18 protein-coding genes are annotated in these 17077 nt (G+C 68.8%); 8 read left to right on the plus strand and 10 right to left on the minus strand.

Translation table 11 applies throughout. The features are described 5' to 3' along the window. Positions 1-119: 119 nt before the first annotated feature. The 8 genes from D7X99_RS25975 (at position 120) to D7X99_RS26010 (ending at position 7801) form a co-directional block, all read left to right on the plus strand. Positions 120-1484, plus strand: coding sequence for a cytochrome P450 (locus tag D7X99_RS25975; protein WP_158627071.1), 1365 nt, complete (start codon positions 120-122; stop codon positions 1482-1484). 105 nt (positions 1485-1589) lie between these two features. Further along, complete coding sequence (locus tag D7X99_RS25980) at positions 1590-3065, plus strand: DUF2252 domain-containing protein (protein ID WP_121780130.1); 1476 nt, start codon at positions 1590-1592, stop codon at positions 3063-3065. 37 nt (positions 3066-3102) lie between these two features. Then, positions 3103-4407 (plus strand): AHH domain-containing protein, encoded by a 1305-nt coding sequence (locus tag D7X99_RS25985; protein ID WP_121780154.1) that lies wholly within the window; start codon positions 3103-3105, stop codon positions 4405-4407. Position 4408: 1 nt separating this feature from the next. After that, entirely contained in the window at positions 4409-4999 is a 591-nt protein-coding gene (locus D7X99_RS25990; protein WP_121780155.1) for a DUF1629 domain-containing protein, read from the plus strand. Between the two features lie 192 nt (positions 5000-5191). Further along, positions 5192-6544 carry a hypothetical protein gene (locus D7X99_RS25995; RefSeq protein ID WP_121780157.1) on the plus strand — a complete coding sequence of 451 codons (1353 nt, stop codon included), beginning with the start codon at positions 5192-5194 and terminating at the stop codon, positions 6542-6544. After that, complete coding sequence (locus D7X99_RS26000) at positions 6541-6891, plus strand: DUF2019 domain-containing protein (protein WP_121780156.1); 351 nt, start codon at positions 6541-6543, stop codon at positions 6889-6891. Before D7X99_RS25995 ends, D7X99_RS26000 begins: the two co-directional genes overlap by 4 nt. Positions 6892-7000: 109 nt before the next feature. Beyond that, positions 7001-7351 (plus strand): DUF2019 domain-containing protein, encoded by a 351-nt coding sequence (locus tag D7X99_RS26005; protein ID WP_121780131.1) that lies wholly within the window; start codon positions 7001-7003, stop codon positions 7349-7351. A 75-nt stretch (positions 7352-7426) separates the two neighbouring features. Then, complete coding sequence (locus D7X99_RS26010; protein WP_147476266.1) at positions 7427-7801, plus strand: DUF2019 domain-containing protein; 375 nt, start codon at positions 7427-7429, stop codon at positions 7799-7801. 6 nt (positions 7802-7807) lie between these two features. Here D7X99_RS26010 and D7X99_RS26015 read toward each other — a convergent pair whose 3' ends face one another. The 10 genes from D7X99_RS26015 to D7X99_RS26060 are packed head-to-tail and all read right to left on the minus strand — an operon-like array spanning position 7808 to position 17069. After that, complete coding sequence (locus D7X99_RS26015; protein WP_121780133.1) at positions 7808-8710, minus strand: MerR family transcriptional regulator; 903 nt, start codon at positions 8708-8710, stop codon at positions 7808-7810. 12 nt (positions 8711-8722) lie between these two features. After that, entirely contained in the window at positions 8723-9583 is an 861-nt protein-coding gene (locus tag D7X99_RS26020) for a MerR family transcriptional regulator (protein ID WP_121780134.1), read from the minus strand. Continuing rightward, positions 9580-10257: a lysophospholipid acyltransferase family protein gene (locus tag D7X99_RS26025; protein ID WP_121780135.1), complete on the minus strand. Its 678-nt coding sequence runs from the start codon at positions 10255-10257 to the stop codon at positions 9580-9582. The genes D7X99_RS26020 and D7X99_RS26025 overlap by 4 nt, the downstream gene beginning before the upstream one ends. Next, a complete protein-coding gene (locus D7X99_RS26030; protein WP_121780136.1) occupies positions 10254-10601 on the minus strand; it encodes a lycopene cyclase domain-containing protein in 348 nt (115 codons plus the stop codon). Before D7X99_RS26030 ends, D7X99_RS26025 begins: the two co-directional genes overlap by 4 nt. Next, on the minus strand, positions 10598-10981 hold the full coding sequence (locus tag D7X99_RS26035; protein WP_120576427.1) for a lycopene cyclase domain-containing protein: 384 nt from the start codon (positions 10979-10981) through the stop codon (positions 10598-10600). The genes D7X99_RS26030 and D7X99_RS26035 overlap by 4 nt, the downstream gene beginning before the upstream one ends. Continuing rightward, on the minus strand, positions 10978-12096 hold the full coding sequence (locus tag D7X99_RS26040) for a glycosyltransferase (RefSeq protein WP_121780137.1): 1119 nt from the start codon (positions 12094-12096) through the stop codon (positions 10978-10980). Before D7X99_RS26040 ends, D7X99_RS26035 begins: the two co-directional genes overlap by 4 nt. Further along, on the minus strand, positions 12093-13052 hold the full coding sequence (locus D7X99_RS26045; RefSeq protein WP_121780138.1) for a carotenoid 1,2-hydratase: 960 nt from the start codon (positions 13050-13052) through the stop codon (positions 12093-12095). Before D7X99_RS26045 ends, D7X99_RS26040 begins: the two co-directional genes overlap by 4 nt. Beyond that, positions 13049-14500, minus strand: a complete 1452-nt coding sequence (locus D7X99_RS26050) for an NAD(P)/FAD-dependent oxidoreductase (protein WP_121780139.1) — start codon at positions 14498-14500, stop codon at positions 13049-13051. Before D7X99_RS26050 ends, D7X99_RS26045 begins: the two co-directional genes overlap by 4 nt. Then, positions 14497-15531, minus strand: a complete 1035-nt coding sequence (locus D7X99_RS26055) for a phytoene/squalene synthase family protein (RefSeq protein WP_121780140.1) — start codon at positions 15529-15531, stop codon at positions 14497-14499. Before D7X99_RS26055 ends, D7X99_RS26050 begins: the two co-directional genes overlap by 4 nt. After that, positions 15528-17069, minus strand: coding sequence for an NAD(P)/FAD-dependent oxidoreductase (locus D7X99_RS26060; RefSeq protein ID WP_121780141.1), 1542 nt, complete (start codon positions 17067-17069; stop codon positions 15528-15530). Before D7X99_RS26060 ends, D7X99_RS26055 begins: the two co-directional genes overlap by 4 nt. Between the last annotated feature and the right edge of the window lie 8 nt (positions 17070-17077).

Here is a 17077-nt window from a genome sequence, read left to right on the forward strand (position 1 = left end):
GCATGTCACACGCTCCTGGGTTTGTAGCGTGCGCCGTCACCGTTGGGCCTCCACCGGACTTGCTCGGGTACACTCGAGCGCTCGGGAAGGTCTTTTGTGCCCCGTCCAGGAGTCGCCGCATGCACGCCGCCCCTTCCGATTCCGCGGTCCTTCCGCCCCCACTTCCCGCGGGGCTGCCGTGGGTGGGTCAGGGGTTGGAGTACCGGAAGGATCCGCTGGGCTTCTTCCTGCGCTACGCGGACCGGGGCGCGGTGGTGCGGACCCGCTTCGTGGGGACGGACATCTACCTGCTCAACACGTCGGAGGCCATCGAGCACGTGTTGGTGAAGAACTTCCGCAACTACCCGAAGGACGCGTTCCAGAAGCGCGCCCTGGAGGCGGTGGTGGGCAACGGCCTGTTCACCAGCCACGGCGACTTCTGGATGCGGCGGCGGCGGATGATGCAGCCGGCCTTCCACAAGAACCTGCTGGCCGCGCACGGAAGCATGGCGGTGAAGGCCGCGAACACCTGGATGGCGTCGCGGCCGGAGGGAGAGGCGTTCGACGCATACACGGAGATGATGGCGCTGACGTTGGACGTGGTCGCGGAGACGCTCTTCGGCGCGAACCTCTCCGCGCAGGCGCGGGAGCTGGGACGGGCGATGGAGGCGGTGATGCTGCATGCCCAGCACCTCTTCGACACGCCCATCACGCTGCCCGCCTGGGTGCCCACGCCGGGACAGCTTCGGTTCAGGGCTGGCCTGCGCGCATTGCACGCCGTCGTGGACGACGTGGTGGAGCGCCGAAGGAGGCAGGGAGGCCCTGGAGAGGACCTGCTGGGCCTGATGCTGGAGGCGCAAGCCGAGGACGGCGAGCACCTGACGGACGCGCAGCTGCGCGACGAATGTCTGACATTGATGATCGCCGGGCATGAGACGACGGCCGCCGCGCTGGCGCTCAGTCTGTGGTTGCTGGCGCGCCATCCGGAGGCGGAAGCAGCGCTGCGGCAAGAGCTGGCCACGGTGTTGGGAGGCCGCGAGCCCACTGTGGCGGACCTGCCGTCACTGCCGTACTGCGAGCAGGTGGTGAAGGAGTCGCTGCGTCTGTATCCGCCCGCGTGGGGCATGAGCCGGGTGGCGGAGCAGGACGACCGGATGGACGGCGTCTTCGTGCCAGCAGGGACGGTGGTCGCGTGGTCCCAGTGGGCACTGCACCGGGACGCAAGCCACTTCCCGGAGCCGGAGGCCTTCCGACCCGAGCGCTGGGCGGACGGGCTGGAGCGCCGCATTCCGCGCTTCGCCTACTGCCCTTTCGGAGGAGGGCCCCGGCTCTGCATCGGCGCGGGCTCCGCGTTGATGGTCATCCGCCTGGTGTTGGCCACGGTGCTCCAGCGCTTCCACTTCGACGCAGCGCCAGGGCCCGCACCGGAGGTTCTTCCCGCCATCACCCTGCGTCCGAAGGGCGGCATCCCGCTCACGCCGAGGAAGGTGTCTCTTCGGGAGTGAACACTGCATCCGCCCCTGCTCCAGGGGTGGGCGATTTTCCGGCCCCGGACGCTTCCGGTTCCGCGGTGCCGGTCCCACTTTTGGCGGTGAGGAGTCACACACCCCATGGATGCGGACGGCACATCCGAGCTGGGAGCCGCGAAGGTTCCCCTCGTATCCAACCAGAAACAGCAGCGCACGCGGCGCGCGCCCCGGAAGCTGAAGCCCTCGCGGCTGCAGGCCGTGGACTTCCGCTCCGTGGAGGAGCGCATGGACGCGGGCCGCGCCCTGCGCAAGCGCTGTCCCCGGAGCAGCCACGCCGCGTGGAAGGCCTTCCGGGGACGCGACCCGCGCGCGCAGCTCAAGGAGTCCGACGCCACGCGGTTGCCGTGGCTGGTGCCCGTGCGCCATGAGCGCATGTCCGAGTCCCCGTTCGCCTTCCTGCGCGGCACGCCCTTCGTCATGGCGCGCGACCTGGCCCACACGCCGCACAGCGGCCTGCGCAGTCAGATTTGCGGAGACGCGCACCTGGCCAACTTCGGCCTGTTCGGCACGCCCGAGCGCAACCTCATCTTCGACCTCAACGACTTCGACGAGACGCTGCCCGGCCCCTTCGAATGGGACGTGAAGCGCCTGGCCGCGAGCTTCGTCGTGGCCGCGAAGCAGAACGGCCTGGGCGCCCGCTGCGGCAAGAAGGCCGCGCGCAAGGCCGTGGAGTCCTACCGGCTCACGATGCGCGAGTTGACGACCCGGAGCCTCCTGGAGGTCTGGTCGCTCCACGTGGACGCGAAGGAGCTGAAGAACTCCGACTCCGTCGACACCGCGAAGCTCGCCGCGGAGGCGGTGGAGAAGGCGAAGCGACACACGAGCGCGCACGCGGTGGAGAAGCTCACCGTGGAGCGCAACGGCCAGCGACACCTGGCCTACCAGCCGCCCCTGCTCTTCCCGCTCAGCGCGGTGAAGATGGACGTGTCGGCCACGGAGCTGGACCGGCGCATCAAGCGGCTCACGGTGGGCTACCTGGAGTCGCTGGACGGCGCGGTGAGGGATTTGTGCCTGCGCTACCGGCGCAAGGAGTGGGGCTTCAAGGTCGTGGGCGTGGGCAGCGTGGGGCTGCAAGCCTACGTCGTGCTGTGTGAAGGCAACGGCGGGGAGGACCCGTTGGTGTTGCAGCTCAAGGAGGCCAAGGCCTCCGTGCTGGAGCCCTACGTGGGCCCCAGCGAGTTCCACAGCGCGGGCGAGCGCGTGGTGGTGGGCCAGCGGCGCATGCAGGCCTTCTCCGACCTGTTCCTCGGCTGGACGGAGGTGGAGGGCATGGGCGCCTTCTACGTGCGACAGCTGCGCGACATGAAGGGCTCGCTGGACGCGGAGAAGATGGAGGGGCCGGTGTTCCAGGACTACGCGGACGCGTGTGGAGCCACCCTGGCCCGCGCCCATGCGCGCACCGGCGACGCCGCGCTCATCGCGGGATACCTGGGCACCAAGGACCACTTCGACGAAGCCGTCACCGAGTTCGCCTGTGCCTATTCGGATCAGGTGGATTCGGACTACGGGCACTTCATCGACGCGCAGGCGAAAGCCCTGGAGGCCCTGACACACTGAGGTCAGGATGCGGCGCTTCCTGAGCTTGGGGAGCGCCATGAGGCTGGCCGGAGCCGTCACGCTGTTGCTGCTGCTCGCGACGGGGTGTGCGACCCGCCGCGTTGTCCATATCGATACCGGGAGAGGACCCCGGGTTGTCCACGAGCCGGTGGAGGCCGCCCCGGTCCAGGTGAGCGAGGACGCGTTCACGTCCGCCCTCACGCAGCTCATCCTGGACATGCGAATGGACGTTGCCTTCCGTGAGGCGGAAGCAGCGGATGCGCGAGGGTGGGTGCGGTCCAGGACGCTGCTCGCCTCCGCAAAGGGCCTCGCGGACCCTGGCTCGGGGAGTTCGCCTGAATCGTTGTACGCGCGCCTCTGCCCCGAGAAGGATGACTGCCTGGCCCTGGTAGGCGGGACGGGGCTGACGTTCTCGCGCAAGGACCGGACGCTCATGGCCCTGTCCTTCGCGCTCGATAGCGTGTGGGAGAGCGTCGAGGCTGAGGTTGGCAAGATGCTCAACCCGGCGGTACTCAAGGCCATGGTGACGTCGGCCGCGCTGAGCGTGCTTCTCACCATGACGCTGCCCGAGCCTGTCACCAAGGTCATCGCCGTGGCGCTGACGGCCGCCATGGTGGCCTACCTGGGCATCGTGCCGGTCTGGGAGATTGGGCGGGGCTTCGTGCGGCTTTGGGACGACGCAGGGACGGCGACGAGCACCCTTGAACTGCAGGACATCGGTCACCGGTTCGGGCGGGTGTTGGGGACCAACGGCACGCGCGTCCTGGTGCTGCTCGTCACGGCTGCGCTGGGCGGGAGGAACGCGATGGCGGCCCAGGGGCCCAAGCTCCCGGGCTTCACCCAGGCCGCGCTCCGGGGACAGGCCGAGGCGGGATTCTCACTCGGGGCTGCGCTGAATGGGGGCGTAACTTCCATGGCGATGCCCGCCGCGGGTGTGCTCAACGTCACGTTGGCGCCTGGAGCAACGGCTGCTCTCGCGATGTACTCGAGCGGCCAGATTCCAGGTGACGCCGAGGGGCCGGTTCATCACATCTGCACAAACAAGAACCTGGTCTCCGCTGTGTCCGGCGGGCCTTGGACGCCGCTATGTGCAAAGCTATTTGCCCGGGCCGGGATGAAGCTGGAGGACGTCGCGAACCAGGTACGTCTAAAAGCCCATCAGGGGCCGCACCCACGCGAATACCATCGGGCTGTTCTCGACCGATTGGAGAAGGCGTTGGGGCGATGCAAGTCAGAGGAGACGTGCAGGGTCCGCCTGATTGAGGAGCTGGCAAGGATTGCTGGAGATCTTCTTACGACTGGCACGGATTTGAGGAAACTGGTCGTGGTGGGTGGAGGCTGAGATGGCGCGAGAATTCTACGCGGTGGAGATTGGGGATGTAGCGCAGTGGAGCCTTGATACACCCGCCCCCATGGAAGGAGGCGCGCTGGAGGAGCCGTGGATGTTCGTCGAGGGTAGACCGGTGATTGACCCGGGGCCGCTCAAGACAACCCCCTTTCACGTTGATGTGAAGCGTACTTTTTCGGTAGCCAATGCAGACCGTACGCCCATTGCGAATGAGCAGGTCGCGAGCGTCTTCCGGGAACTTGCGCCTGACGACGTGCAGTTTTTTCCGATAGAGATTGAGGGGACGCCAGAGCGATACTACGTCGTCAACGCGACCCGGCGCTTCAAGTGCATTGACGAAGCCAACTGTCGCGAGGTCCAGATATATCCTCCGGACGGGGCTGTACCCGAGCGGGTAGGCGAGTACCGCTCAATCTCTGGCCTGCGTATCGACACTTCGAAAATTGAAGATGCGCGTGTCTTCCGCCCTATGGGTTGGGAGCTGGCCTTGATTGTCTCCGAGGAGGTCAAGGAGGGCATTGAGAGAGTCGGCAACACGGGAGTGTTCTTCAACCGCGTGACGGGTCCCCAAGCGACCCCTGAGTGAGGAGCGCTCCACGGGCCAGCAGTCCTGAAGTGCCTCTCTTGGGGATGGCCGTCCCTGAACCGCCGCCGCTACCATGAGCGGGATTCCCCGGAGCGGAATCCGCATCCCTCCACCCGCTCCCCCTTCGCTCCGGGTGCACCGAGAGACTGCCTTCGCCTGAGCCGAAACGATTGCTTGTGAGTGGAGTTCCTGATGCGGCTTCCATGGCTGGTGCTGTCCCTGTTCTGGGCGCTGGCCGGGTGTAGCGGTGCGACGAAGGTCGTCCGGCTCGACACGGGGCGCGGTGCGCCTGTCGTCCATGTGCTTCGTGCGGATGGAACAGCCCGGCCGGTCCCGCTTGATGCGGGGGCGCTGAAGGAAGCCGTGGCGCGGCTGGCCCCGGGGCTTCGGTTGTCACCGAGGGCCCAGGATGCCTCCCGGCGCCTCTTCGAGGTGGAGCCCCGGAGCGGTTCGTACCTGGTGGATGTGCAGCGCCGCCGCATCACGCCTCTCGGGCCGGGTGAGCACCTGTCCTCCGAGCAGACTCAGCCAGACGTGGAGCTGACCCGCGCCTACTTGCGCTGGTGCGGACGGACCGGACGGGCCGGTGACTGTCTGGGGCTGCTGAAGGAGAGCCCGGTCATCACAGGGGACGCGCGCTTCGCCCTGGCGCTCGCGCTGGCGAAGGGGGCGGTGCTGGAGGAGCTGTGGGAGGCCGTGAAGGACATGGCGAATCCCGAAGCGCTGATGCAGGCCGCTCTGTGGACAGCGGTCACGTATGCGCTGCTCTGGACCGTGCCGGAGCCCGCGACGAAGGGCGTGGCGGCGGTGCTCTCGGCAGGGCTCATCGCCTACGTGGGCATCGACACGTTCTGGGCGCTCATCCAGGGCTTCCGGCACCTGATGGCGGAGTCAGATGCCGCGCTGACGTTCGACGAGCTGCGCGGAGCGGGAGAGCGATTCGGCAAGGTGATGGGCCGGCAGGCGGCGCGGGCCTTCGTGATGCTGGCGACGGCGGCCATTGGAAGCACGGGCGCGACGCTGGGGGCGAAGCTCCCGGGCCTGCCAGGGGCAGCCCAGGCCGCGGTCCGGTCCGAGACGGAGGCCGGTGTGCTCTACGCGGCCGTGGGACAGGTCGAGACGGTCGCCATCGCCGCGGATGGCTTCACGTTTGGCCTCGCGCCGGGCGCCGTGGCCATGTCATCGAATGGAACGCACGGCGGTGGGAGCGCCTCCACTGGATACAAGGCCTGGCAGACACACCGGGGCATGACGAAGGCACGAGGGAGCGCGGGCACGAACAGGGAGTGGCACCACGTCGTCGAGCAGACAGAGGGGAATGTCCGCCGGTTCGGGCCTGACGCGATACACAACACCGAGAATGTCATCGCCCTGGACAAGATGCTCCACGACCTGGTCAGCGCGTTCTATTCAAGGAAGCGTGCCTTCATTACCGGCTCTCCGGATATGACGATTCGAGAGTGGCTGAGTACGCAATCGTATGCGGCTCAGCGGGAGTTTGGCTTGCTCGCAATTGAGAACATCAAGGCTGGGATGTGGCGATGACCCCGGAAGCCCTTGTCAAGCAGTTTGCCGATAACGTTGCCGCGCAGACTGATGCCATTTTCAAGCCTGGGGCCGACCCTGACGATCGCCATGGTGACCTCTACATCCAAGCGTTCAAAGAGCTTCGTGCGCTTGGGGATTCCGGTCGTGAGGCGCTTGCGAGCCTCTTCACGCATCCGAGGGCCGATGTCAGGGTCGCGGCTGCTTCATTTTTGCTTCGCTATCGAACCGCCGAAGCCAAAGCTGTTTTGGATGAGGTGGCTCAGCGAAAGGGGTTCTTTGCTTTCGAGGCGGGGCAGGCACTGAAGCGCTGGGAGGAGGGCACTTGGGCCCTGGACCCAGCATAGCGAGCGGTCCGTTCGCAAATGGCTTCGCGGACCGACTTGTGGGATTCAAAGAGCCCTCAAGCGATGAGCCCCCTTGCGCGGATTGGGAACGACAAGACAGGAATCGGGCATGAGCTCGGATACACTTGTTGAACATTTTGCCGAGTATGTCGCGGCACAGACAGACGCAATCTTCCAGGTGGGTGCGGATCCCGAGGACATACACGGCGACCGGTACATCGCGGCTTTTGATGAACTCCGTGCCCGAGGTAACGAGGGAAGAGAGGCGCTATGCATCCTCTTGAAACACCCCAGGATGGACGTGAGGGCCACCGCTGCTGCCTTCCTGCTTCGCTACCGCACCGCCGAAGCCAGAGCGGTGTTGGAGGAGGCTGCGAAAGGAGAGGGGCTCGTTGCCTTTGGCGCTCAACAGACGTTGAAGGGGTGGAAAGAAGGCGTTTGGGCCCTGGATCCGGAATAACGGCGGGCCCCATGCGTCTCGGCCCCTCCCACCATTCCCCCATTCAGAGCAGGAGTTGAAGCGCTCGGTTTGAGCATGAAGACACGTGACCTCAAGGTGCTAGGGACAGAGGAGTTGATTGCGCGTTTTCGCGAAGTTTCAGCCAGGCACGGGCGCCTACTGAATGCGCGCGACATTCGGGCTGCGAACAAGGACTACCTTCTCGCGGCAGCCGCCAGGAAAGGGCTGCGTACCCGTGGGCCCGATGCGGAGAAATGCCTGCTGGTGTTGCTGACCGATCCGGAGCCAGGGACGCGGTACTGGGCCGCGACGGCCGCCCTGGGCTTCGCTCCCAGCGAGGCAGAACGTGCGCTTGCCCTGTTGGCGGAGCCGCCGCCGACTCTGCTGAGCGTGAGTGCGGCGATGACCCTTGATGCGTGGAAGAACGGAACCCTTCCCCTGGAAGAGTAGAACCGCTCAGCCCGCCATCCGCGTCCAGTCGTCCTCGTGAGCGAAGAGCTTCACACCCTTGCGTTCGCAAACCTCCGCGTGCACCTGGGCGGCGGGGCCTCCCACCCAAAGGGGCAGCCCTTTGGGCACCGCCTCCTGGATGCGCGTCAGCACATCCTCGAACACCATGGCGCCCCGGTTCATCACCGCCGACAGGCCCACCACGTCTGGCTTTGCCCGGGCCACCATCTCCCCCAGTCCTTCCGCCGGCACGCGCTGCCCCAGCAGCGTCACCCGCATGCCCGCGTGGCGCAGCCGCAGCGCAACGCCCAGCAGGCCAATCTCGTGCTCCTCCTCCGGGAAGCACGCCAGCACCGCGTGCTTGCGTCCTCCCCGTGGGGCACCGTGCAGCAGGCTCACCAGCCGCTCGCGCACCACCTGCGTCACCAGGTGCTCCTGCGCGACCGTCAACGTGCCCGCGTGCCAGCGGTCGCCCACCTCGCGCTGCACCGGCACCAGCACGTCCTCGAAGGCTTTCAACGGCGGAAGCGCCGTCAGCACCTCGTCCAGGATGCGCACGACGCGGGGTTGGTCATACGCCTCGGCCGCGGCCATCACCGCCGCGCGCCACGTCTCCGGTTGCGACCCGGTCCGCGCCTGAAGATTCTCGATGGGCGCGGAAGGCGCCACGTCCAGCTCCGCGCGCAGCTGGGGCAGAAGCTTCGCCGCCTCGCTGATGGCAACACCCTCGTCCGTCAGCGCCTTGAGCCGCTTGAGCAGGGCCACGTCGCGGTCGGTGTAGACGCGATAGCCCGCGGGCGTGCGCTCCGGCTCGAGCACCCCGTAGCGGCGCTCCCAGGCCCGGATGAGCTCCACCCGGACTCCCGACAGCTCCGCGGCGATGTGGATGCGATAGGTGCGCTCAGCCATGGTGTGCGTGCTTCACGGTCGGTTCTGCGCGTTTCGCGCCTGCTGCCAGACGGCGATGAGCTCCTCCGCGGACTCCGCGTACTGCGCGCCCAGGGTGAACAGCGTCTTCAGGTGCTCCCGCGCCCCAGGCCCGCCTACCACCACCGGCACCGGCGCGCACGCATGCATCGCTTCGGACAACACCGAGACGAAGTCGGCCGAGTCCCGGCGGCGGATGAACGACAGCGCCACCAGGTCCGGGCGCACCTGCAAACAGGCCCCCTCCAACGCCTCCGCGGGCGTGTCCGCCCCCAGCAGCGTCACCCGCCAGCCCCGCGCTTTCAGGTGCACGCCCAGCGCGAGCAGCCCGCCCTCGTGGTGGTCCCTCGCCGGACACGCCAGGAGTCCCCGGGGCCCTTCGCCCACACGCTCCATCCCCGCCAGCAGCATGCGCAGCCGATGCCGCACCAGCGCGGACGCCATGTGCTCGCGCGCCACGTCCAGGCGCGAGGCCATCTCGCGCAGCAGCGGAATGAGGACGGTGTCGCAATACGTGGTCGCGGACAGCCCCTCCTGGGCCGCGGACACCGCCGCGTCCGCGGCCTCCGAGTCCAGCACCATCACCGCAGCCCAGAAGCGCTCCAGATGCCGCGCCAACGGAGAAACGGACGTCCGGGGCTCGTCGCGCACCTGGGCGATGGCCTCGCTCACCGAGAGGCCCCCTTCCATCAGCTTCGCCACCCGGCGGACGGCCTCCACCTCGTCGCGTGAATAGACGCGGTAGTTGTTCTCGCTGCGCTCCGGACGCGGGAAGCCATGGCGGCGCTCCCAGGCGCGCAGGGTGGCCTCGCGGATGCCAGTGAGCCGGGCGATGGTGCGGATGCGCAGGCTCATGGGCTCAAGCCTCGCGCACGGTCCCAGCGCTCCGCCACGCCGCGCGCCCCCGCCATCTTCCGCGTGAAGCCCTCCAGGCTCGTGGCCTCGGATACCCGCCGCACCACCGTCTCCAGCCCGCTCTGGAAGCGCTCCAGCGGACCGGCCTCGTGGACCTCGCCCACCTCCAGCAAGACGTCCGGACGCTCGTGCTCGAAGAAGGCGTAGCGGATGGCGATGGGCACGCACTCCGCCTTCGCCGCGCGGGCCAGCAGCTCCACGCCGCGCTCCAGCTTCAGCGGGTGGACACCGAAGGGCCGGTGCTCGCCTTCCGGAAAGACACACACCGCGGCGCGCGGCTTGCGCAGCAACTCCTTCGCGTACCGCAGCGAGGACAGGGACGACATCGCGTCCTGCTTGCGGATGCTGAAGGCGCCCATCTTCGTGTGGAATGGATAGCGGCGGAGGTTCTCCTCGTCCATGAGGCAGTACCCGTCCCAGCCCGCCGCCTGGCAGAGCTGGTGCAGCACGAAGCCGTCCCACCAGTTGGAGTGGTTCAGGTAGACGAGCCGGCCCACCCCGTCCGAGGGCAGCTCGCCGCGCACCCACAGGCCCCGGAACGTCGAGCGGACCTTCCACCCGATGTACCGGTCCACCGCCCACCCGAAGGGCCCACCCTTGGCCGCGCGAATCAAGACGCCCGAGCCTCCCGGAGCCGCAGGAGCGCCGTGAACAGCGCGAGCCCCAGCGACACCAGCACGCTCGTGATGAGGAAGAAGAGGATCTCCTCCAGCGGTACGGCGCCGATGAACACGCCCACGTGGCGTCCCTCTCCGAAGTTCCAGATGCCGGTGGAGATGGCCAGGTGATCCGCGACGGACAGGTACACGCCCACGACCAGGGCCGGGGGCAGCACCGCGCGCAGCACCTCGCCCGAGCGGGCCTTGTAGTGCATCACGAGCGCCGCCAGCTGGATGGCAATCACGGGCAGCGTCCACGCCAGCAGGTGGATGAGGTACGCCCAGCGTGTCTCCATCATGGCGACACCTCGGAGGGCTCCAGGGTCCGCTCCGCGCGGACGGACTTCCGCTCGTGAGACACGGGCTGAGGCTTCTTCGCCAGCACGCGCTCCAGCCGGTCGCGCGCCCACAGTCCCACGAGCAGCGTCTGGAGCCCGAAGAAGAGGTACTCCTCCAGCGGCAGGTAGCCCAGCTTCACACCCCAGATGCGCTCCGGGTCGAAGCCCCACAGGCCCCACTTCACGGCCATGTTGTCCCACGGCGACGTGGCCGCGTAGACGACGATGAACAGCAAGCCCATGGGCGCGAGCCCGCGCCACGACAGCGTGCGGCGGTAGCGCACGAGCAGGAACAGGATGGGCAGGACGACGAAGATGCCCAGGAAGCGCGCGTAGGTCATCCCGGGCCTCCACTCCACTGCGACGCCACCCGCACCATGCGTCCCCCGGCTTCCAGCGCGTAGGTATGGCCGCGCCAGGTCACCCTTCCCTGCCGCGTCAGCGAGGCCGCGAAGGCCGCGAGCAGCAGCAACTCACCCTGCATCCAGTCCGTCAGCGCGTGGCCCCGGTCCACTTCCGAAGGCACACTGCTCAGCGCGGCGAGGCGCAGCGACAGCAACGTGCGCACGGCGACGAGCGCCGCCACCGCGAGCCACACAGCGGGCTCATGAAGCCACGCGGCCAGGAGCAGCAGCGGCACGGTGGGCGTGAAGAGCAGCGGCACGGTGGGATACAGCGCGGGCCGATGGCTCGCGAGCACCTGCATCCAGCGCGTGAAGCGCTCCAGCGGCACGCGCCACGACGTCCCGTTGGCGACAGGCACCCACGCAGGTGAGGGGCTCAGGGCCACGTCCAGGCCACGCGCGTGCAGTCGCTTCGCCAGCTCCAGGTCCTCGCCGATGTGGTCCGACAGTCCGGCCAGCTCTTCCGCCGCGCGCGGTGACAGCCCGAGCGCCTTGCCGCACACGGCCTGCGCGCCCGCGCTCATCGCGTGCAGCGCGCGGAAGCTGTGATGCGTGTAGCGGAGCAGCCCAGCCATCGCGCGGCCCGCCGCGTCCACCGCGCCCACGGGCGTGGGAGCGGCGGTGCTCAAGGCGGCGCCGGCCACGAGCGGAGAGGCAAGGCCTTCCACCAGCGCGCCCGTCACCGCCACGTCCGCGTCCACCGCGAGCACCACCCGTCCGCGAACATCGAGTGTCTCCAGCGCGTAGAGCAGGTGGCCCACCTTGCGGTTGGGGCACACGGGGTCGCTCGGAAGCCAGCGCACACCCTCGGCCAGGCGCGGCCGGTACGGAGACAGCACCACCTGCTCCAATGGTCCCGCGTAGTCGATGGGGTGCGCCAGGTTCTCCAACTCCAGCGGCGTGGGCGCATCCACGGGACGCAGGAGCAACACGGAGGGCAGCGCCCCCCCGGCCGTCACGGGCGCACGGCGATACAGCCGCGCCAGCGCCACCGCGCTGAAGCCACCGGCCATCGCCGTCCACCCGAGCGTGAAGAAGCCGAGCGCGTTCATACCGCTTTCCCCACGCGCGTGCGGAAGTGCGCCATCCAGCGGATGAACGGGGAATGGAAGCGGCGGAAGTCCGCCACCTCTCCCATCGAGTCCAGCGTGTCCCGCCGCGACTCCAGGCGCGCGTAGAAGGGCGACGACTCCAGCAGATGCGGTACGCCCACCACCTCGTTGCCCGTGTGCAGCTTCGAGGGGACGCGCAGTCCCCAGCCCGTCAGGTTCGTGGGACGCGCCTCGGGGTTCGGGCCGCGCTCGCACACCACGCCATTCGCTCCCGCCATCATGCGCACTGGCGCCACGCCGTCCGGCAGGTGGTAGTCCACCACCGTGTGGTTCGCGTGGTGCGTACGCGCCCAGTGCCAGCCGGACAGCCTCGCGCCCAGCAACTCCTGGCCGTGGTTCGTGTCGTGGTAGCCCATTCCTTCCGCCGTCACGCCCAGCGTGGACACCTCCAGCCGGGCCTCGGAGCGGGGCGCCAGGGCCTGCCAGTAATGCGGCAGGCCCGGCATGAGCCGCACCTCCGTGCCCCGCCCCGTCAGCGGCCGCAACGTCAGGCTGGCGCGCACTGGACGGCCCCACGGCGCCGTCCGGTCATCCACGTCCATGCGCACCGTGCCATCCACCGCGTGCGTCAACGTGGAGCGGCCGATGCGCAGCCGTCCCGGCCCCTGCAACTCCACGCGAGGGTACTCGCTCAGCACCCACAACTTGCGCACACCCTGGTGGTAGAGCGCGAAGTTCACCGCGCTGTACGCCAGCGGATGTCCGCCGCGCCGAGCCGCCACCGAGTAGCGCGGCGAGAACAATGACCCCAGCATGAAGATGCACACCGCGCTGTACGGCCCGGCGGTCACGTCCGCGTAGAACCAGCGGTACGCCCCCGCCAGGTCCGGCAGCGCGGGCAGCGCGCACGACTCCGCCGCGTCGGACAGGAGGTTCTGCGCGAGGACGGACTTCATGCCCCCTCCCGCAGGTGCGCGGATGCCATCTGGGCCGCGAACCGGCCCGACAGCATCACCAGCGGCACCCCGCCGCCCGGATGCGTGCCGCCGCCCGCGAAGAAGAGCCCAGGCGTGCCGCCCCGGATGCGCGGCCTGCGGAACGGACCGAAGCGGCCATGCGGCAGGAAACCGTAGATGGAACCGCCCGGGGCCCCGCGCGCCGCCAGGTCCACCGGCGAGCGCTGCCCCACCACGCGCACGCGCCCCTTCAACGCCGGGTAGTGCCGCACGAGCTTCTCGAACATCTGCTCGCGCACGCGCTCCGCGTTGGATTCCCAATCACGCCGGGCCTGCTCCGCCCTGCCCTCCTCCAGCGGCATGGCCGGCGCGTTCACCATCACGAACAACCCCGTGCGGCCCGGCGGCACCATGCTCGAATCCGTGGCGGACGGGTTGCAGACATACACCGTGGGGTCCGTGGCGAGCTGGCCCGCGAAGAGCTCATCGAACTCCTTCCGGTAGTCCCCGCCGAACATCACCGCGTGGTGCGGCACCGCCGTGCGCCCCTCCACCTCCAGGAGCAGCACGAAGCCGGACAGTGACAGCGGCTCCGATTCCCGGCGCAGCGACGCCAGCGGATCCGCGTTCACCACCACGCTGTCGAACACCTCCGCGACCGGCTCCACGCGGTAGCCTTCGGTGATGCGCTCGAAGCGCGCGCGCGTGTCCAGGTGCACCGTCACACCCAACCGCCGCACCGCCTGCCCCAGCGCCTCCACCAGCGCGCCAATGCCGCCGCGCACGTGGTGCACGCCATACGCATGCTCGATGTGCGGGATGAGCGCGAACGCCGCGCTGGACGCATAGGGCGACCCGCCCGCGTAGGTGGCGAAGCGCCCCACGTACTGCCGCAGGTGGTGCGTCTGGAAGTGCTTCGCCGCCAGCGCGTGCAGCGTGTCCATCTTCATCCCGGCCAGCATCGCGCCGATGCCCCGGCGGGCCACGCGTGCCATGAAGCCGGCCATGCCCTCGAAGGGGGCCTCCAGGTAGGGCTCGCCCGCCGCGCGCCAGATGGCCGCGGCCTCCGCGTAGAAGGAGTGCACGCCCTTGCGCTCCACGGGCCGCAGCTCCGCGGCGCTGTCCGCCATGCGCTCCAGGTCCTTGTACGCCGTGAAGCCGCACCCATCCGTGAAGTGATAGGTGCACTGCGGCTCCAGCTCCGTGAACGGCGGCAGCAGGTCCAGCGCGCCCAGCTGCTCAAACGTGCCGCGCACCAGCGCCGGCAACGTGAGCAGCGTGGGGCCCGTGTCCAGCGTGAGCCCCTCCACCATCACCGCCTGCGCCTTGCCACCCAGGGTCGGGCCGCTTTCGAACAGCGTCACCGCGTGGCCCTCCTTCGCCAGGAGGCCCGCGGCCGTCAGCCCACCAATGCCGCCGCCAATCACCGCCACGCGCGAGGCCTTCATCGCGAGCCTCCCGTGCCCGTGGGCAACAGCGGCACCGGCGCGGACGGCAGGGCCAGGGGCGCCTCCGGCAGCGCGGCCCGGGGCCGAAGGAACACGGTCGCCGTCAGCTCCAGCTTTCGCCCCGTCGTCGTGTGGGCCCGGGCGCTGAACACGTCGTAATCCCGCGCCTCGATGTCACGCAGGATGTCGCCGTAGATGGAGCCCATCAGCCGCACCATGCGCTGGCTGCCAAAGCCGGTGAGGTAGTGCACGCCCGCCGCCGCCCGCGCGTAGTACGCCCGCGCGCGCTGGATTTGAAAGCGCATGAAGTCACGCCACTTCGCGTCCACCCGTCCTGCACGCAGGTCATCTTCGGTGATGCCGAAGGCCCTCAGCTCCTCGGAGGGCAGGTACACCCGGCCGCGCTCCAGGTCCTCGCGCACGTCGCGCAGGATGTTGGTGAGCTGCATCGCGCGGCCCAGGTCCGCCGCCGGCTCCACCGCGCGAGCGTCCACACAGCCCAGCACCGGCGTCAGCATCAACCCGACCACACCTGCAACCCGGTAGCAGTACAGGTCCAACTCCTCCCACGTGTCGTAGCGCACCTTCGTCAGGTCCATCTCCATGCCGGAGATGAGGTCCTGGAAGGGCTGCTCGGGAATCCGGTAGTGGTGGATGGTGTGGCGCAGCGCCGCGAACTCGCTCGGGTCCCACGGCGACGGCGCGTCCGCGGAGGGCTGGCGCGCGGACGGCGGGCCCAGCTCCTTCGAGGCCAGCTCCGGCAGCGGCAGGTACACCTCCGCCACGCGCTCGCGAGCCCGGGCCAGACGCGTCGCCAGGTCCATGGGCGCCTCACCCGGCAGCGCGCTCTCGCCCGCGTCCACCAGGTCATCCAGCCGCCGGCAGAAGGCATACAGCGCGAAGGCCGCCTTCTTCCGCTGTCCGAAGAGGAGATACGACGCGAAGAAGAAGCTCTTCGCGTGGTGGCGCGTGACGACCCGTGCGCGCCGGTAGCCCTGCGCGATGAGCGCCGAGGAAGCGGTGACGCTCATGCCGCCACCTCCACCGCGGGAACGCCCGCGCGAGGAGACAGCGCCACACCCTGCTTCTGGGCCCACTCCGTCAGCCGTTCGGTGACGAGCCGCGCGGAGATGAGCACCGTGGGCAGGCCCGTGCCCGGCTGCGTGGAGGCGCCCACGAAGAAGAGGTTCTTCACGCGGGGGTCCACGTTGGCCGGACGGAAGGGGCCAATCTGGAAGAAGTTCTGCGCCAGCCCGAACGCACTGCCACGCGCCAGGTTGTACGTGCCCGCCCAGTCATCCGGGGTGAAGACGCGCTCCACTTCGATGTCCGCCTCCAGGTCCGGGTACCCCAGCTCCGCCATCCGCTGGAACACCTTCGCGCGCACCTTCGGGCCCTCCACCTTCCAGTCCAGCCCCGAGTGCTGATGCGGCACGGGCACCAGCACGTAGAGCGAGTCCTTCCCCTCCGGCGCCAGCGACGGATCCGTGCGCGTGGGCACGTTGACGTAGAAGCTGGGGTCCTCCGGCACGCGGAAGCGCTGGAAGATGTCTTCGAACGAGCCCGCGTAGTCCCGGCCGAACATCACGTTGTGATGCAGCAGGCCCGGCACCTTCTTCTTCATGCCCAGGTAGAGCATGTAGCCGCTGGAGGTGAACCGCAGCTTCTCCCCTCGCTTGAACGGCGCGTCCTTCGGATCCAGCAGCTTCTCGTACGCGTACGGCAGGTCCGCGTTGCACAGCACCGCGTCCGCGGACACCACCTCGCCGCCCGCGAGCCGCACTCCCGTGGTGCGGCCGCCTTCGGTGAGGATGCGCTCCACCGCCTGGCCGTAGTGCAGCGTCACGCCCTCCTCGCGCGCCAGGCGCTCCAGCGCGAGCGGAATGGCATACAAGCCGCCCTTCGGGAACCAGATGCCCACGCCCAGCTCCGTGAAGGGCAGCAGGCCATACACCGCGGGCGACTCGAAGGGAGACACACCCAGGTACATGGTCTGGAACGTCATCGCCGCGCGCAGCCGGTCGTCCTGGAAGTAGCGGCTGACGTCCGCGTACATGCGGCGGTGCGCGCGTGCCTTGAAAATCTTGGCCAGCACCCGGGGGGAGAAGTAGTCGCTCACTCCGTTGAAGTTGCGGCCCACGAAGTGGTCCAGGCTGATGCGGTACTGCTCACGGCCCTGCGCCATGAAGGCCAGGTAGCGCTGGAAGCTGCCCGGCTCCACGCGCTCCAGCTCGCGGCCCATGGTACACAGCTCGGACGTGAAGGTGACATCCGAGCCGTCGCGGAAGTGCACCCGGTAGTTCGGGTCGCACCGCACCAGCGTGAGGTAGTCCTCGATGCGGCGGCCCAGCGCGCGGAAGGTCTCCTCGAACACCTCCGGCATCAGCACGATGGTGGGACCCACGTCCCACGTAAAGCCATCCACCTGGAGCTGGTTGCACCGGCCTCCCGGGCCGTGCGTCTTCTCGAAGACCTGGACGTCGAAGCCCTGCCGCGCGAGCCTCGCCGCCGCGGCCAGTCCGCCCACCCCCGCGCCCACCACCACCACCCGATTGCCCTGTGCGCTCATGACGGTGT

The organism is Corallococcus sp. AB032C, from assembly GCF_003668935.1.
Lineage (GTDB): Bacteria > Myxococcota > Myxococcia > Myxococcales > Myxococcaceae > Corallococcus > Corallococcus exiguus.

Coding starts and splice junctions, on each gene's coding strand:
- D7X99_RS25975 (WP_158627071.1), top strand. CDS start 120: ATGCACGCCGCCCCTTCCGATTCCGCGGTCCTTCCGCCCCCACTTCCC.
- D7X99_RS25980 (WP_121780130.1), top strand. CDS start 1,590: ATGGATGCGGACGGCACATCCGAGCTGGGAGCCGCGAAGGTTCCCCTC.
- D7X99_RS25985 (WP_121780154.1), top strand. CDS start 3,103: ATGAGGCTGGCCGGAGCCGTCACGCTGTTGCTGCTGCTCGCGACGGGG.
- D7X99_RS25990 (WP_121780155.1), top strand. CDS start 4,409: ATGGCGCGAGAATTCTACGCGGTGGAGATTGGGGATGTAGCGCAGTGG.
- D7X99_RS25995 (WP_121780157.1), top strand. CDS start 5,192: ATGCGGCTTCCATGGCTGGTGCTGTCCCTGTTCTGGGCGCTGGCCGGG.
- D7X99_RS26000 (WP_121780156.1), top strand. CDS start 6,541: ATGACCCCGGAAGCCCTTGTCAAGCAGTTTGCCGATAACGTTGCCGCG.
- D7X99_RS26005 (WP_121780131.1), top strand. CDS start 7,001: ATGAGCTCGGATACACTTGTTGAACATTTTGCCGAGTATGTCGCGGCA.
- D7X99_RS26010 (WP_147476266.1), top strand. CDS start 7,427: ATGAAGACACGTGACCTCAAGGTGCTAGGGACAGAGGAGTTGATTGCG.
- D7X99_RS26015 (WP_121780133.1), bottom strand. CDS start 8,710: ATGGCTGAGCGCACCTATCGCATCCACATCGCCGCGGAGCTGTCGGGA.
- D7X99_RS26020 (WP_121780134.1), bottom strand. CDS start 9,583: ATGAGCCTGCGCATCCGCACCATCGCCCGGCTCACTGGCATCCGCGAG.
- D7X99_RS26030 (WP_121780136.1), bottom strand. CDS start 10,601: ATGATGGAGACACGCTGGGCGTACCTCATCCACCTGCTGGCGTGGACG.
- D7X99_RS26035 (WP_120576427.1), bottom strand. CDS start 10,981: ATGACCTACGCGCGCTTCCTGGGCATCTTCGTCGTCCTGCCCATCCTG.
- D7X99_RS26040 (WP_121780137.1), bottom strand. CDS start 12,096: ATGAACGCGCTCGGCTTCTTCACGCTCGGGTGGACGGCGATGGCCGGT.
- D7X99_RS26045 (WP_121780138.1), bottom strand. CDS start 13,052: ATGAAGTCCGTCCTCGCGCAGAACCTCCTGTCCGACGCGGCGGAGTCG.
- D7X99_RS26050 (WP_121780139.1), bottom strand. CDS start 14,500: ATGAAGGCCTCGCGCGTGGCGGTGATTGGCGGCGGCATTGGTGGGCTG.
- D7X99_RS26055 (WP_121780140.1), bottom strand. CDS start 15,531: ATGAGCGTCACCGCTTCCTCGGCGCTCATCGCGCAGGGCTACCGGCGC.
- D7X99_RS26060 (WP_121780141.1), bottom strand. CDS start 17,069: ATGAGCGCACAGGGCAATCGGGTGGTGGTGGTGGGCGCGGGGGTGGGC.